Consider the following 14,993-nt stretch of genomic DNA (forward strand, 5'->3'; position numbering starts at 1 on the left):
CAATCGGTGTGGCGCAAGCTCAGCTGACCTTCATGAACATGCCGGGCAGCCAGGTGGAGAACGCCGGCACGAAGGTGACCACGGCCAGCGCGAAGATCAGCGCGCCGTAGAACGGCCAGATGGTGCGCATCACCGTGCCCACCGAGACGCCGCCGATGGCGCAGCCCACGAACTGGGTCGTGCCCACGGGCGGCGTGTTCAGGCCCAGCGCGCAGTTGATCAGCATCACGATGCCGAACTGCACCGAGCTCATGCCGTAGTGCTGGGCGATGGGCAGGAAGATGGGCGTGCACAGCAGGATGGTGGCCGCCATGTCCAGAAAGGTGCCCAGCACGAACAGGATGATGTTGATCAGCAGGAAGATCACCCAGGGCTTGCTGGTGACCTGGGCCAGCATCTGGCCGGTGAGCTCGGCCACGCCGTACAGGCTGATCAGATAGCCGAAGGTGCTGGAGATGCCGATCAGCAGCAGGATGATGCCCGTGGTGCGCACGGCCTTGGAGGCGGCCTTGATGAAGGCCTCCTTCGTCAGTGTGCGGTACAGGAAGAGGGTCAGCGCCAGCGCGTACAGCACGGCCACGGCGGCCGACTCGGTGGCCGTGAAAATGCCCGACAGAATGCCGCCCAGGATCAGCACCACGACCATCAGGCCCGGCAGCGCCGAGGCAAAGCTGCGCGCCACGATGCTCCAGCCCGGGAACGAGCCCGCGGGATAGCCGCGGCGCACGGCCACCAGATAGGCCGCCACCAGGTTGGCCACCGTGAGCACCAGGGCCGGCAGCAGGGCTGCGAGGATCAGCGCGGCGATCGAGACCTTTCCGCCCGCGGCTAGCGCGTAGATGATGAGGTTGTGGCTGGTGGGCATCAGCGCGCCGACCAGGGCCGCATGCGTGGTCACGTTGACCGCGTAGTCGGCGTGGTAGCCCTCCTTCTTCATCATCGGGATCATCACGGCGCCCATGGCGGACACATCGGCCACGGGCGAGCCCGAGACGCCGCCGAACAGCGTGCAGGCCACGACGTTGGACATGCCCAGGCCGCCGCGCACATGGCCGATCAGGGCGCGCGCGAAGTTGACGATGCGGTCGGCGATGCCGCCATACAGCATGAGTTCGCCGGCAAAGATGAAGAACGGAATGGCCAGGAAGGAGAAGATGCTCATGCCCGAGGTCATCTGCTGGAAGCCCACCTCCAGCGGCAGGCCCTCGTACAGCAAGGTGGCCAGGGCGGACAAGCCGATCGAGAAGGCCACGGGCACCCCGAGCAGCAGCAGCAGTGCGAAGCTCACGCACAGAATCAGCAATGGAATCGTCATGGCGCCTCTTAATTGGCTTGTACCTCGCGGCCGTGCGCGAGTGCGATGAGGTGTTCGATCGAAAAGAGCACGATCAGCACCCCGCAGATGGAGGCCGGCACGTACTTCCACCCTTCGGAGATGCCCAGCGTGGGCAGGCGGTAGTCCCAGACGGATTCGGCCAGCGAGATGCAGCTCCAGGCCATGGCCGCGCCGAACAGCAGGATCAGGCCGTGGATCAGGAACTCCATCTTCAGGCGCAGCCAGTCCGGCGCCAGCACCAGAAAGGACTCCAGGCCGATATGGCCCGAATCGCGCACGCCCACGGCGACGCCGAACATGGTGACGTACAGCACCAGCAGCAGGGCCAGGCTTTCGGCCCAGGTCGGTGTGTCGTTGAGCACGTAGCGGCCGAACACCTGCCAGCTGACCGCGGCGATGACCGCGATCAGGCCCAGGACGCCCAGCCACATGCACAGGCGCGCCAGCACGCCGCAGATCTTGGTGTACATGTTCTTGGATTCGACAGGCCGCAAGCGCTTTGTTCATCGGCGCAAGCAGCTATTGTTTTTGATATGCAAACGGCTCCGCAGGGGCCGCCCGCAGCCGCCGTTACTGGACTTCCTGCACCCGCTTGACCAGGCTCTTGAGCTGGGCGTCGGTGATGAACTTGTCGTACACCGGCTTCATCGCGGCCTGGAAGGGCGCCTTGTCGATCTCGATGATCTCGGCACCGCCGGCCTTGACGGTGGCCAGCGAACGGGCCTCGCGATCGGCCCACTGCTTGCGCATATAGGGCACGGATTCCTTGGCGGCCTGGCGGATCCAGCCCTGTTCCTCGGCGGAGAGCCTGTCCCAGGCGCGCTTGGAGAACAGCAGGATCTCGGGTGCCATCGAATGCTCGGTCTTGGTGAAGTACTTGGCCACCTCGAAGGCGCGCGCGCTTTCATAGGTCGGGTAGTTGTTCTCGGCCGCGTCGATCAGGCCGGTCTTCAGGCCCGTGTACACCTCGCCCATGGGCATGGGCGTGGCGTTGGCGCCCATGGCCTCCAGCATGCTCACCCACAGGTCGGACTGCTGCACGCGCACCTTCATGCCCTTCATGTCCGCAAAGCTGCGCACCGCGCGCTTGGCCGTGAACATGGAGCGCGCGCCGCTGTCGTAGAACGCCAGGCCGACGAAGCCCTGCTTCTCGCAGGCCTTCAGGATGTCCGCGCCGATCGGGCCGTCCAGCACCTTGTGCAGGTGGTCCACCGAGCGGAACAGGAAGGGCATGGTGGGCACGATGGTCTCGGGGCAGACATTGTTCATGGCACCGACATTGACGCGCACCATCTGCAGCGCGCCGATCTTGGCCTGCTCTATGGTTTCCTTTTCGCCGCCCAGCGCGCCGCTGGGAAAGACCTTGATCGTGTGCTTGCCGCCGGACAGCTGCTTGAGGCGCTCGCCCATGAAGCGCACGGCCGTGACCGTGGGGTAGTCGTCGGGATGGATGTCGGAAGAGCGGAACTCGGTGGCCGCCGCCGTCAGGGATACCAGGCTGGCCGCAACGGCTGCCCATATTTTTCTGCAACGCATTTGTCTACCTCTTTCTCCGTGTGTGGATCCGAATCGGCAGGCCTCGCTGCATTGCCCAGGCCGCCCTTTTAAAGCGAGATCAAGACTCTCGGGACTTCCCATGGAGGGCGGCCCGAGGCCGGAACGCAGGTTCCGGCAGGCCCTGGACGCCCGGCCGCAGCGCAAACACGCCGCCGGCCAGCGGCTGATCGGACAGATCGATGTGATCCGGACGAATCGATGTGACGTACAGCACGTCGAGACCGGGGCCGCCGAAGGCGCACATGGCGGGCTTCTTGACCGGCACGGCCAGCGAGCGGTCCAGCCGCCCCTCGGGCGTGAAGCGGTGCACCAGCCCCGCATCGTTGCCGCAGATCCAGTAGCAGCCGTCGCTGTCCACGGCCGCGCCATCCGGGCGTCCGGGCAGCGGCTGCATGTCCACGAACAGCCGGCGGTTCGACGGCGTGCCGCTGTCCACGTCGTAATCGAAGGCCCAGACGGCCTGCACCTGCGGGTGCGAGTCCGACAGGTACATGGTCCGCCCGTCGGGGCTGAAGGCCATGCCGTTGGGCACGATGAGCGGACCCAGGTCCAGATCCGTGCAGACACCGGCCGCCTGCTCCCGAGCACCGAACCGGTAGACCCTGCCCACGGCCTGCGCTGCGCCCATGTCCTGCAGCATGGTGCCCGCGAGAAATCGGCCCTGCCGGTCGCAGCGCCCGTCGTTGAAGCGCATGCCCGGCATGGCATGCCGCACAGGCGCCAGCCGCTGCGCATCCAGCGCTCCGCCCTCGCTGCCCAGCCCGTGCGACAGAAGGTACAGGCCATCTTCCAGGCCCGCGATCCAATGGCCCGGCGCGCCATCCCAGGCCGCCAGGCAGGCCAGCATCTGGGGCGCCTGCCATTGGGTCTTTTGCGGCTGCGCGGCCTGCCAGCGATGCAGGATGCCGCGCGGTATATCGGCCCAGTAAAGCGCCTGCTCCGCAGCGCGCCAGACGGGGCTTTCGCCGGTGGCGCAGCGGGCATCGACAACCAGTTCAGCACTCACCATTTCAGTCACTCCACTCTGTACCGTGCCACGCACAGCGCATGAAGCTGGTGCGCTCCATCAGCGGACACCGAGGAAGGGCCGCCCCGCACCCCTCCCATAGCGCGCAGCGCGTAGAGAGAGGGGGAAGGCGCGAAGCGACTCAGGGGGTGCTTCATTTCAGAACGGCCCCTGCGCCGTGAAAGCGCCGCCCTGGTAGACCGCCACCGGGTCGCTGGCTGCGGGCGCGGGCTGCGCTTCCACCCTGGCACGCCAGGGTTCGGAGCTGTCCTTGGGCACATAGCCCAGGTGCGCGGCTTCGCGGTTGTCCCACCAGACGTCGCGGTTGGCCGAGGCACCGTAGACCACGGTATGGCCGACGCCGGGCGTGAACAGGGCCTTGGCGATCAGCTGCACCAGATCGTCATAGCTGAGCCAGGTGCTCATCATGCGGCGGTCCCTGGGCTCGGGAAAGGACGAGCCGATGCGGATGCTCACGGTCTCTATGCCGTAGCGGTCGAAGTAGAACGAGGCCATGTCCTCGCCGAAGGACTTGGACAGGCCGTAGTAGCCGTCGGGCCGGCGCCGCGCCGAGGCATCCAGTGTTTCACCCTGCCTGTAGAAGCCGATCACATGGTTGGAGCTGGCAAACACCACGCGCTGGACGCCGTGGCGGCGTGCCCCCTCGTAGATGTGGAAGACGCCCTTGATGTTGGCCTCCAGCACTTCCTCGAAGGGCCGCTCCACCGAGACCCCGCCCATGTGCACGATGGCATCGCAGCCCCGGACCAGCGCATCGACGGCCGCCTTGTCCGCCAGATCGCAGGGCACCACTTCCTGCGCGGCATCGCGCGCCGGCTCCATGCCCGCAATGTCCGACAGCCGCAGCACTTCGGCAAAAGGCTGCAGGCGCTCGCGCAGCACTTTTCCCAGGCCGCCAGCGGCACCGGTCAGCAACAGTCGATGGAATTTCGAGGACGGATTCATAGGAAATGCGCCATGGTTAGTGATATGTTGTCATACAACGCAGACCGATTATCATCAGCACATGAGCAGCCCCACCCCGGAATTACCCGAGCCCCACCCCGTTTTTTTGCCGGCCCACGGAGAAGCCTTGCGCAAAAAAGCGGCGCGGGGCAGCCGCAACCTGGGCAATCTGCTCTATGAGGAATTCGAGAACAAGATTCGCCAGGGCCTGTTGCAGGAAGGCGAAAAGCTGCCCACCGAGTCCGAGCTGGTGCGCACCTACGAGGTCAGCCGCACCGTGGTGCGCGAGGCCATCTCCAAGCTGCAGGCCGCCGAACTGGTGGAGACCCGCCATGGCATTGGCACTTTCGTGCTGCCGGCGCGCCAGAGCGCCAGCCCGGTGCTCAGCGCCCACGAACTCAGCGAATCCGTGGACGTGCTGGCCGTGCTGGAGCTGCGCATCAGCCTGGAGACCGAAGCCGCCGGCCTGGCCGCGCAGCGGCGCCAGGCCGCCCACCTGCGCGCCATGGGGGAAGCGCTGCAGGCCTTCGAGCACAACTCCGGCAACGGCGGCGACACGGTCACGCCCGATCTGGCCTTTCACCTGAGCATTGCCCAGGCCACGGGCAACCGCTACTTCCAGGAAATACTGCAGCATTTCGGCTCGCTGCTGATTCCCCGCAACCGCATCACGTCCATCCATACCCCGGCGCGCGACCCTGACTACCTGCGCCGCGTCAACCGCGAGCACGAGGAAATCTATGCGGCCATCGAGCGCCAGGACGCGGACTCCGCACGCGCGGCCATGCGCATCCACCTGACGAATTCGCGCGAGCGCCTGCGCCTGGCCCAGCGCCTGAGCCAGGCGCAGGACAGCGGCATCGAAGCCCACGGCAACTGAGCACCGCCTTCCTTGCTTGCGCCCTTCTGGACAGGGGCTGCACCCCATGCCGGATCATAAAAACCCATAGCAGCCGGCACTGCCTACTCCTTGGCTTTCAGCACTTTTCGCCCCAGGTCGCAGGCACGCAGGCAGTGCCGCGCGCATGGCCGCTGATCTTTGACCTGGTGGAAAAACGCTAGACAACGACACCTCAAGTTGTATGATGACTGACAATAAATAGGAGGCAAAGCATATGCGCCGCTCGAATTTTCTGCGCTCCCTGGTGGCCGCGACGGCCGCGGGCCTGCTGTCCGCGCCGCTGCTGGCGTCGGCCGCCGAACAATGGCCTGCCAAGCCCATACGGCTCATCGTTCCCTATCCGCCGGGGGGCAGCTCCGACATCATTGCGCGCTCCATCGGCAAGGTGATGTCGCAAGAGCTGGGCCAGCCCATCGTCATCGACAACAAGCCCGGCGCCAACGGCAACCTCGGCGCCGAGTTCGTCGCGCGCGCCCAGCCGGACGGCTACACCTGGCTGCTGTGCGACCTGGGCGCGCTGGCCATCTCTCCCTCGGTCTACACCAAACTCGGCTTCGATCCGTCCAGGGACCTGCGCGGCACGGCCATGCTGGCCTACTCGCCGCACATGCTGGTGGTCCACCCCTCGGTGCCGGCCAGCAACCTCCAGGAACTGGTGGAACTGTCCAGGAGCAAGGACCTGAACTTCGCCGTGACCGCCACGGGCAGTGCGCCGCATCTGGCCGGCGTGGAACTGGCCCGCCTCACGGGCGCCAAGTGGGTCTACGTCCCCTACAAGGGCGGCGTGCAGTCGGTGCAGGACACCGTGGCCGGCCAGACCCAGGTGCTGATGAACGGCATGCTGGCCACCTATCCGCAGGTGCAAAGCGGCAAGCTCAAGCTGCTGGGCATTTCCAAGAGCACGCGCATGCCGCTGATCGCCGATGTGCCCACGCTGGCCGAGCAGGGTGCCAAGGGCTTCGAGTCCGGCACCTGGCAGGGCGTGATGCTGCCGGCCAGGACGCCCGAATCCGTCGTGCAGCGCGTCAACCAGGTGCTGCTGGCCGCCATCCGCTCGCCCGAAGTGCGCTCCCGGCTGACGGCGCAAGGCGCCGAGGTGGTCACGATGACGCCCGCCGAAACCCACAAGTTCTTCAACGCCGAGCGCGCGCGCTGGCGCACCGTGGTCCAGGCCGCCCACCTGCAGCTGGACTGAACTCTCCAACTCCCCGCCCCATTGCTGCTCCCCTGAAAGGTATTCATGAGCCCCCAAGAAGTCAAAAACGTGATGAGTTCCGGTCTGCTGTCCTTCCCCCTGACCGACTTCGACCGCAACGGCGACTTCAACGCCAGAGGCTATGCCGAGCGCCTGGAATGGCTGGCCCCATTCGGCGCCAGCGCGCTGTTCGCGGCCGGCGGCACCGGCGAATACTTCTCGCTGACCGGCGAGGAATATCCGCGGATCATCCAGACCGCCGTGGATACCTGCAAGGGCAAGGTGCCCATCATCGCGGGGGCCGGCGGCCCCACGCGTTTTGCCATCGAGTGCGCCCAGGCCGCCGAGAAGGCCGGCGCCCACGGCATTCTGCTCATGCCCCACTACCTAACCGAAGCCGGGCAGGAAGGCCTGGCCGCGCATGTGGAAGCCGTCTGCAAGAGCGTGAAGTTCGGCGTCATCATCTACAACCGCGGCGTCAGCCGCTTTGCGCCCGAGACCGTGGCGCGCCTGTGCGAGCGCAATCCCAATCTCGTGGGCTTCAAGGACGGCGTGGGCGACATCGAAGCCATGTCCGCCATGTACCTGACCATGGGCGACCGCCTGGCCTACCTGGGCGGCCTGCCCACGGCCGAAGTCTATGCCGCCGCGTACAAGGCGCTGGGCACGCCGGTGTACTCGTCCGCAGTCTTCAACTTCATCCCCAGAACCGCGATGCAGTTCTACGAAGCCGTGCGCACGGACGACCACGCCACCCAGCACCGCCTGCTCAAGGACTTCTTCATGCCCTACCTGAAGATCCGCAACAAGGGCCAGGGCTACGCGGTCAGCATCGTCAAGGCCGGCGCAAGAATCGTCGGCCACGATGCCGGCCCCGTGCGTGCGCCGCTGACCGACCTCAAGAGCTCGGAGGTCGAGGAACTGGCCGCCCTGATCGCCAGGCTGGGCCCGCAATAAACGGCAAACCGCGCAGCGGGGGCGTCAGACCTCCGCGCCCATTCCAAGGAGACAAGACATGAAAAAATTGCTGATCGCGCTAGGGGCCGCACTGGCCCTGGGCGCACAGGCGGCGGGCACTGCAGGCGCCACAGGCCAATGGCCCGAAAAGGCCGTCAATATCATCGTGCCCTTCCCCGCCGGCGGCTCCACCGACACCGTGGCGCGGGCCATGGCCCAGAGCATGGGCGAACAGCTGGGCAAGCCCTTCGTGGTCGAGAACCGGCCCGGCGCTACGGGCACCATAGGCGCCGGCGCCGTCAGGCGCGCACCGGCCGACGGCTACACGCTGCTCGTGGCATCGCTGGGCCCCTTCGTCGTGACGCCGCACCTGGTGAAGAACGTGCCCTATGACGCGGCGCGGGATTTCGACTACATCACCGTTCCCGTGCAGGCGCCCAACGTGCTTGTGGCCAGCCCGCGCCAGAAGGCCCGCACCGTGGCCGAGGTCATCGCCGCGCTCAAGGCCAACCCGGGCAAGCTGAGCTTTGCGAGTTCGGGCAACGGCTCCTCCGACCATCTGTCGGCCGAGCTGTTCTGGCAGCAGACCGGCACCGAAGCCATGCACGTGCCCTACAAGGGCGGCGCGCCCGCCATCACCGACCTGCTGGGGGGCCAGGTGGACTTCTCGTTCCAGAACGTCAACGCCGTGCTGTCCCACCTGCGCAGCGGCAAGCTGCATGCCATTGCCGTGACCGGCACGCGGCGCTCGCCCGTGCTGCCCGATGTGCCCACGCTGGAAGAAGCCGGTGTCAAGGGCGCCGAGGTCTATTCATGGCAGGGCCTGGCCGCCCCCAGAGGCCTGCCGGCCGACGTGAAGGCCAGGCTGGCCAAGGCCGCCATCGCCGCCGTGAACCAGCCCGATATCCGCAAACGCTTTGTGGAGCAGGGCCTGGAAATCGTGGGCAACACGCCCGAAGAGTTCACGCGCTTCCAGGCCCAGGAAAACGAGCGCTGGAAGCAGCTGATCCAGGCCCGCAAGATCACGGCGGACTGAAATGAAACACCCCCTGAGTCGCTTCGCGCCTTCCCCCTCTCTCGCTTTGCGGGAGGGGGACGACACCTTCGGTGCGGGGCGGCGCGGCCGGCCCGGGCCCGTCCCCGGTGCCCCTCGCCTTTGGCCGCGCCAGTTTCGAACTTGGCTCTGATCATCTGCGCAAGCTCTTTCATCTGCGCAAGCCTTTTTCACCGGCGGGCTTTCAGCCCCGCAAGTTCCAAGGATTCCAAGGCATGGCGAACATCCGACCACGCGTTCTCCAGTACGGCAGGATGCCGCTGCCCCAGCTCGACGCCGAGCTGGCCCAGGCCTATGAAGTGACGCTGCTGTCCGAACAGCCCGACCGCGAGCGATTTCTCGCCGAGCAGGGCGCGCAGTTCGAATACCTGGTCACCTCGGCCGCCATGGGACTGCCCGCGCATGTGGTCGATGCCCTGCCCCGCCTCAAGTTCGTCAGCAGCTTCGGCGTAGGCTTCGATGCGCTCGACCGGGACGCGCTGCTGCGCCGCGGCGCGCGCGTGGGCTACACGCCCGGCGTGCTCGACGACTGCGTGGCCGACATGGCCTTTGCGCTGCTGCTCGACGCGGCGCGGGGCCTGAGCGAATCCGACCGCTTCGTGCGCCGCGGCGAATGGGCCCAGGCGCGCTTCGGCGTGCGCACGCGCGCCAGCGGCAAGCGCCTGGGCATCCTCGGCATGGGCCGCATCGGCAGCACCGTGGCGCGCCGCGCCGCCGGCTTCGACATGGAGGTGGCCTACCACAACCGCCGCCCGGTCGAAGGCTCGCCGCACCGCTACCTGCCCTCGCTGCTGGAACTGGCGCGCTGGTGCGACTTCCTGGTCATCACCGCCGCCGGCGGCGAAGGCACGCGCCACCTCGTCAATGCCGAGGTGCTGGCCGCGCTGGGTCCGCAGGGCTTTCTCATCAACGTGGCCCGCGGCAGCGTGGTCGACGAAGCCGCGCTGGCCGATGCGCTGCAAACCCGCCGCATCGCCGGCGCCGGGATCGACGTGTTCGAGCACGAACCGCGCCCGCTGCCCGCCTTGCTGGCGCTGGACAACGTGGTGCTCGCGCCCCACATCGCCAGCGGCACGCACGAAACCCGCCGCGCCATGGCCGACCTGGTGCTGCGCAACCTGCAGCAGTTCATCGCCACCGGCCGCCCCGCGGCCGAGGTGCCGTGGTCCGCCGCGCAGTGACCGCCTTTTTCCTCCGCATCTGTTGAACGAGCCTTCCATGTCCACCACACCGACCATCACCGAGATCGAAGTCATCCCCGTCGCCGGCCGCGACGGCATGCTGATGAACCTCAGCGGCGCGCATGCGCCCTTCTTCACGCGCAACATCGTGCTCATCCACGACAGCAGCGGCCACACCGGCGTGGGCGAGGTACCCGGCGGCGAAGGCATCCGCCAAGCGCTGGAGGACAGCAAGCGCGTGCTGCTCGGCCAGCCCATCGGCCAGCACCTGCAGCTGCTGCAGCGCGTACAGAAAGCCCTGGAAGGCCGCGACACCGGCGGGCGCGGCCTGCAGACCTTTGACCTGCGCATCGCCGTGCATGCGGTCACGGCCGTCGAATCCGCGCTGCTCGACCTGCTGGGCCAGCACCTGGGCGTGCCCGTGGCCGCGCTTCTGGGCGAAGGCCAGCAGCGCGACCGCGTGGAGATGCTGGGCTATTTGTTCTTCATCGGCCCCAGCCACCAGACCGACCTGCCCTATGTGAAGCCCGGCGAAGACAAGCTGGGCAGCGACGAATGGACCCAAGTGCGCCACATGGAGGCCATGACGCCCGAAGCCATCGTGCGCCAGGCCGAAGCCGCGCATGCGCGCTACGGCTTCAACGACTTCAAGCTCAAGGGCGGCGTGCTGGCCGGCGAAGAGGAAGTCGAGGCCGTGACCGCGCTGGCCAAGCGCTTCCCCGGAGCCCGCGTCACGCTGGACCCGAACGGCGGCTGGCTGCTGAAGGACGCCATCCGCCTGATGCGCGACATGCGCGGCGTGCTCGCCTATGCCGAAGACCCCTGCGGCGCCGAGGGCAGCTTCTCGGGCCGCGAGGTGATGGCCGAGTTCCGCCGCGCCACCGGCCTGCCCACAGCCACCAACATGGTCGCCACCGACTGGCGCCAGATGGTGCATGCGCTGTCGCTGCAGTCGGTGGACATCCCGCTGGCCGACCCGCACTTCTGGACCATGGCCGGCTCGGTGCGCGTGGGCCAGACCTGCCGCGACTGGGGCCTGACCTGGGGCTCGCACTCCAACAACCACTTCGACATCTCGCTGGCCATGTTCACCCACGTGGCCGCCGCCGTGCCCGGCAAGGTCACGGCCATCGACACGCACTGGATCTGGCAGGACGGCCAGTATCTGACGACGAACCCGTTCCAGATCCGGGACGGCTTCGTCGACGTGCCGCAGACCCCGGGCCTGGGCGTGACCGTGGACCGCGCGGCACTGCAGCGCGCCAACGCGCTGTACCTGGAGCACGGCCTGGGTGCGCGCGACGACGCCATCGCCATGCAGTACCTGATTCCGGGCTGGAAGTTCGACAACAAGCGTCCCTGCATGGTGCGCTGATCAACTCTTATTTCAATAGCTGCCGGCGCTTGTCCCGTATGCGCTGGGGCCTGAAAAGCAACAAGCCATGAACCAACACCACAACCTCATCAACGGCCAGTGGACGCCCGGCCAGTCCTATGCCTCCAACATCAACCCCAGCAACCTGTCCGATGTGATCGGCGAATACGCCCAGGGCGGCTCCGAGGACGTGCAGGCGGCCGTCGCCGCTGCCACTGCCGCTTTTCCCGCCTGGTCCACCTCGGGCATCCAGGCGCGCTCCGACGCGCTGGACAGGATCGGCAGCGAAATCCTCGCGCGCAAGGAAGAGCTGGGCGACCTGCTGGCTCGCGAAGAAGGCAAGACCCGCCCCGAAGCCATGGGCGAAGTGGCCCGCGCCGGCCAGATCTTCAAGTTCTTTGCCGGCGAATGCCTGCGCTTGGCCGGCGAGACCCTGCCCTCGGTACGCCCCGGCATAGCCGTGGAAATCACACGCGAGCCCATCGGCGTGGTCGGCCTGATCACGCCCTGGAACTTCCCCATCGCCATCCCCGCCTGGAAGATCGCCCCGGCCCTGGCCTTCGGCAACTGCGTGGTTCTCAAGCCCGCCGACCTGGTGCCCGGCAGCGCCTGGGCCCTGGCCGACATCATCCACCGCTCGGGCATTCCCGCCGGCGTGTTCAACCTGGTCATGGGCAGCGGCCGCGTGATCGGCGAGGCCCTGGTGAATCACCCCGAGGTGGCGGCCATCAGCTTCACGGGCTCGGTGGGCGTGGGCCGCGGCATTGCCGAAGCCTGCGTGAAAAGCGGCAAGAAGGTGCAGTTGGAAATGGGCGGCAAGAATCCCCAGGTCGTGCTCGACGATGCCGACCTGGCCCAGGCCGTGGAGCTGTCGGCCCAAAGCGGCTTCTATTCCACGGGCCAGCGCTGCACGGCATCCAGCCGCCTCATCGTCACCGACAAGATCTACCCGGCCTTTGTCGAAGCCCTTCAGGCGCGCCTGGCACGGATCAAGGTGGGCGATGCGCGCGCCGCAGGCACCGACATGGGCCCCGTGGTCAGCCAGGCCCAGTTGGAGCAGGATCTTTCCTATGTGGAAATCGCCAGGGCCGAAGGCGCGCGGCTGGCTGCCGGCGGCAGCCGCGTGGCCTGCCACACGGGCAGCGGCCAGAACGGCTTCTTCATGGCGCCCACGCTGTTCGTGGATACCGAGGCCGGCATGCGCATCAACCGCGAGGAAGTCTTCGGCCCCGTGGCCAGCGTGATCCGCGTCAAGGACTATGAGGAAGCGCTGACCGTGGCCAACGACACGCCGTTCGGCCTGTCGGCCGGCATTGCGACCACCAGCCTCAAGCACGCCACGCACTTCAGGCGCCACAGCCAGGCCGGCATGGTCATGGTCAACCTGCCCACGGCGGGCGTGGACTACCACGTGCCCTTCGGCGGGCGCAAGGGCAGCAGCTACGGCCCGCGCGAGCAGGGCCGCTATGCGCAGGAGTTCTACACCACGGTCAAGACGGCCTATACCTTGGCATGAATACGGTAGTGGCTTCCCCTGCGTCCCAGGCCTGCGGCTGGAGCCGGCCGCTCACCGTGGCCGCCGTGGCGCTGCTGTGCTGCCTGCTGTGGGGCAGCTCCTATCCGGCCATCAAGAGCGGCTATGCGCTGTTCTCCATTGCGCAGGCCGATCTGCCGGGCAAGCTGCTGTTCGCGGGCTGGCGCTTTGTGCTGGCCGGCGGCTTCGTGCTGGTCACCGCCGCCGTCATGGGCAAGCCGGTGCTTCGCACCCTTGGTCGGCATCCACGGCAGCTGCTGGCCCTGGGCTGTGCGCAGACCACGCTGCAATACGTGTTCTTCTATCTGGGCCTGGCCTACACCACGGGGGTCAAGGGCTCGATCATGAATGCCACGGCCACCTTCTTCAGCGTGCTGATTGCGCACTGGTTCTATGCCAACGACCGTCTCTCTACGGCCAAGGCCCTGGGCTGCGCCGTCGGCTTTGCCGGCGTGCTGACCGTGACTCTGGGCGGCAATGGCGAGCTGGGCTCCGGCTTCAGCTGGCTGGGCGAAGGCTCGGTCGTGCTCGCGGCCCTGATCCTGGCCGCCTCCAGCATCTACGGCAAGCAGCTGTCGCAGCGCATGGATGCCATGGCCATGACCGGCTGGCAGCTGGGCCTGGGCGGGCTGGTACTGGTGCTGATAGGCGGCCTGAGCGGCGGCGGCATGGGCCTCCCGTCGCTGCAGGCCCTGGTGCTGCTGGTCTATCTGGCTCTGCTGTCGTCCGCTGCCTTTACCCTGTGGAGCCTGCTGCTCAAATACAACCGCGTGAGCCAGGTCACCATCTACAACTTCACGGTGCCGGTGTTCGGCTCGGTGCTGTCGGCCCTGTTCCTCGGCGAGACCCTGTGGGCCTGGCACTATGTGCTGGCCCTGGCCATGGTGTGCCTCGGCATCGTGCTAGTGACGCGCGAGCCCGCCCGTTGAGAGCGAGGCGGCAAGCCGCTTGCGCTCTTGCCGCCACGCCCCACGGATTGATCTACACTGGATTTCGGGCGCTCTGCGCCGCCCTGTATAGATCCATCTGAAGAGAAGATTTCCGCCATGTGCCAATTGCTGGGGATGAACTGCAACACGCCCACCGACGTGCGGTTTAGCTTTTCGGGCTTCACCCAGCGTGCCGGCAACACCGGCGATCACACGGACGGCTGGGGCATTGCCTTCTTCGAGGACAAAGGCCTGCGCCACTTCGTCGACCACGAGCGCGCCATCGACTCGCCGGTCGCCAAGCTCATCCGCGAATACCCGATCAAGAGCACCAACGTCATTGCCCATATCCGCAAGGCGACGCAGGGCGTGGTCAGCCTGCAGAACTGCCATCCCTTCGTGCGCGAGCTCTGGGGCCGCAACTGGGTGTTCGCCCACAACGGCGATCTCAAGAATTTCGCTCCCAAGCTGCATGCCCACTTCCATCCGGTCGGCAACACGGACAGTGAGCAGGCGTTCTGCTGGATCATGCAGGAGCTGTGGAAATCCCATGCGGGCCTGCCCAGCGTCAAGGAACTTACCCACACGCTGCGCGAACTGGCCGCCCGCATCTCGCCCCATGGCACCTTCAACTTCCTGCTGTCCAACGGCGAAGCGCTGTGGGCCCATGCGACCACCCATCTTTGCTACATAGAGCGCCGCCATCCGTTCTCGCAAGCCCATCTGTCCGATGAGGACCTGAGCGTGGACTTTGCCCATGAAACCACGCCGCAGGACAAGGTCGCCATCGTCGTCACCGCCCCGCTGACCAACAACGAGACATGGACCCCCATTGCATCGGGCGAACTCAAGGTCTTTGTCCAGGGCGAATGCCTGAAGCTCTGAGCCAAGCCCTTGCGCTGCACAAATAAAAAGAGAGCGCCTTGCGCTCTCTTTTTATGGGTTTCCGTTTCGCTTCGCTCCGGAACCGCCGCCCGCCTTGCGCAAGCCGCTATGGTTTTC

At 66.8% G+C, this 14,993-nt stretch carries 14 protein-coding genes; 9 read left to right on the forward strand and 5 right to left on the reverse strand.

Annotated elements, in window-relative coordinates; genetic code table 11:
* Window positions 1-19: 19 nt before the first annotated feature.
* The 5 genes from V8Z74_RS10140 to V8Z74_RS10160 form a co-directional block, all read right to left on the reverse strand.
* Complete coding sequence (locus tag V8Z74_RS10140) at window positions 20-1,315, reverse strand: TRAP transporter large permease (RefSeq protein WP_066475447.1); 1,296 nt, start codon at window positions 1,313-1,315, stop codon at window positions 20-22.
* Window positions 1,316-1,323: 8 nt separating this feature from the next.
* The gene (locus V8Z74_RS10145; protein WP_066476136.1) at window positions 1,324-1,806 is read right to left on the reverse strand and encodes a TRAP transporter small permease; all 483 of its coding nucleotides are present in this window, start codon (window positions 1,804-1,806) and stop codon (window positions 1,324-1,326) included.
* 100 nt (window positions 1,807-1,906) lie between these two features.
* Window positions 1,907-2,872: a TRAP transporter substrate-binding protein gene (locus V8Z74_RS10150; protein ID WP_349709101.1), complete on the reverse strand. Its 966-nt coding sequence runs from the start codon at window positions 2,870-2,872 to the stop codon at window positions 1,907-1,909.
* 79 nt (window positions 2,873-2,951) lie between these two features.
* Entirely contained in the window at window positions 2,952-3,902 is a 951-nt protein-coding gene (locus tag V8Z74_RS10155; protein WP_349709102.1) for an SMP-30/gluconolactonase/LRE family protein, read from the reverse strand.
* Between the two features lie 156 nt (window positions 3,903-4,058).
* Window positions 4,059-4,865 (reverse strand): NAD-dependent epimerase/dehydratase family protein, encoded by an 807-nt coding sequence (locus tag V8Z74_RS10160; protein WP_349709103.1) that lies wholly within the window; start codon window positions 4,863-4,865, stop codon window positions 4,059-4,061.
* 61 nt (window positions 4,866-4,926) lie between these two features.
* Here V8Z74_RS10160 and V8Z74_RS10165 point away from each other — a divergent pair, with 61 nt between their 5' ends.
* The 9 genes from V8Z74_RS10165 (at window position 4,927) to V8Z74_RS10205 (ending at window position 14,876) form a co-directional block, all read left to right on the forward strand.
* Window positions 4,927-5,745: a FadR/GntR family transcriptional regulator gene (locus V8Z74_RS10165; RefSeq protein ID WP_349709104.1), complete on the forward strand. Its 819-nt coding sequence runs from the start codon at window positions 4,927-4,929 to the stop codon at window positions 5,743-5,745.
* Between the two features lie 235 nt (window positions 5,746-5,980).
* Window positions 5,981-6,961, forward strand: a complete 981-nt coding sequence (locus tag V8Z74_RS10170; RefSeq protein WP_066475439.1) for a Bug family tripartite tricarboxylate transporter substrate binding protein — start codon at window positions 5,981-5,983, stop codon at window positions 6,959-6,961.
* Between the two features lie 45 nt (window positions 6,962-7,006).
* Window positions 7,007-7,918 carry a 5-dehydro-4-deoxyglucarate dehydratase gene (kdgD, locus tag V8Z74_RS10175; protein ID WP_066475438.1) on the forward strand — a complete coding sequence of 304 codons (912 nt, stop codon included), beginning with the start codon at window positions 7,007-7,009 and terminating at the stop codon, window positions 7,916-7,918.
* A 58-nt stretch (window positions 7,919-7,976) separates the two neighbouring features.
* Window positions 7,977-8,954: a Bug family tripartite tricarboxylate transporter substrate binding protein gene (locus V8Z74_RS10180; RefSeq protein WP_066475437.1), complete on the forward strand. Its 978-nt coding sequence runs from the start codon at window positions 7,977-7,979 to the stop codon at window positions 8,952-8,954.
* 233 nt (window positions 8,955-9,187) lie between these two features.
* Window positions 9,188-10,153, forward strand: coding sequence for a 2-hydroxyacid dehydrogenase (locus V8Z74_RS10185; RefSeq protein ID WP_349709107.1), 966 nt, complete (start codon window positions 9,188-9,190; stop codon window positions 10,151-10,153).
* A 37-nt stretch (window positions 10,154-10,190) separates the two neighbouring features.
* Entirely contained in the window at window positions 10,191-11,528 is a 1,338-nt protein-coding gene (locus V8Z74_RS10190; protein ID WP_349709109.1) for an enolase C-terminal domain-like protein, read from the forward strand.
* A 67-nt stretch (window positions 11,529-11,595) separates the two neighbouring features.
* Entirely contained in the window at window positions 11,596-13,044 is a 1,449-nt protein-coding gene (locus tag V8Z74_RS10195) for an aldehyde dehydrogenase family protein (protein WP_349709110.1), read from the forward strand.
* An 8-nt stretch (window positions 13,045-13,052) separates the two neighbouring features.
* Window positions 13,053-13,991 carry a DMT family transporter gene (locus tag V8Z74_RS10200; RefSeq protein ID WP_349709111.1) on the forward strand — a complete coding sequence of 313 codons (939 nt, stop codon included), beginning with the start codon at window positions 13,053-13,055 and terminating at the stop codon, window positions 13,989-13,991.
* A gap of 117 nt (window positions 13,992-14,108) precedes the next feature.
* A complete protein-coding gene (locus V8Z74_RS10205) occupies window positions 14,109-14,876 on the forward strand; it encodes a class II glutamine amidotransferase (RefSeq protein WP_066475431.1) in 768 nt (255 codons plus the stop codon).
* Window positions 14,877-14,993 lie beyond the last annotated feature (117 nt).

Source organism: Comamonas sp. w2-DMI, from assembly GCF_040187735.1.
In the GTDB taxonomy this organism is placed as follows: domain Bacteria; phylum Pseudomonadota; class Gammaproteobacteria; order Burkholderiales; family Burkholderiaceae_C; genus Comamonas; species Comamonas terrae.

Coding starts and splice junctions, on each gene's coding strand:
- V8Z74_RS10155 (WP_349709102.1), bottom strand. CDS start 3,902: ATGGTGAGTGCTGAACTGGTTGTCGATGCCCGCTGCGCCACCGGCGAA.
- V8Z74_RS10205 (WP_066475431.1), top strand. CDS start 14,109: ATGTGCCAATTGCTGGGGATGAACTGCAACACGCCCACCGACGTGCGG.
- V8Z74_RS10165 (WP_349709104.1), top strand. CDS start 4,927: ATGAGCAGCCCCACCCCGGAATTACCCGAGCCCCACCCCGTTTTTTTG.
- V8Z74_RS10190 (WP_349709109.1), top strand. CDS start 10,191: ATGTCCACCACACCGACCATCACCGAGATCGAAGTCATCCCCGTCGCC.
- V8Z74_RS10150 (WP_349709101.1), bottom strand. CDS start 2,872: ATGCGTTGCAGAAAAATATGGGCAGCCGTTGCGGCCAGCCTGGTATCC.
- V8Z74_RS10170 (WP_066475439.1), top strand. CDS start 5,981: ATGCGCCGCTCGAATTTTCTGCGCTCCCTGGTGGCCGCGACGGCCGCG.
- V8Z74_RS10185 (WP_349709107.1), top strand. CDS start 9,188: ATGGCGAACATCCGACCACGCGTTCTCCAGTACGGCAGGATGCCGCTG.
- V8Z74_RS10195 (WP_349709110.1), top strand. CDS start 11,596: ATGAACCAACACCACAACCTCATCAACGGCCAGTGGACGCCCGGCCAG.
- kdgD (WP_066475438.1), top strand. CDS start 7,007: ATGAGCCCCCAAGAAGTCAAAAACGTGATGAGTTCCGGTCTGCTGTCC.
- V8Z74_RS10180 (WP_066475437.1), top strand. CDS start 7,977: ATGAAAAAATTGCTGATCGCGCTAGGGGCCGCACTGGCCCTGGGCGCA.
- V8Z74_RS10145 (WP_066476136.1), bottom strand. CDS start 1,806: ATGTACACCAAGATCTGCGGCGTGCTGGCGCGCCTGTGCATGTGGCTG.
- V8Z74_RS10140 (WP_066475447.1), bottom strand. CDS start 1,315: ATGACGATTCCATTGCTGATTCTGTGCGTGAGCTTCGCACTGCTGCTG.
- V8Z74_RS10160 (WP_349709103.1), bottom strand. CDS start 4,865: ATGAATCCGTCCTCGAAATTCCATCGACTGTTGCTGACCGGTGCCGCT.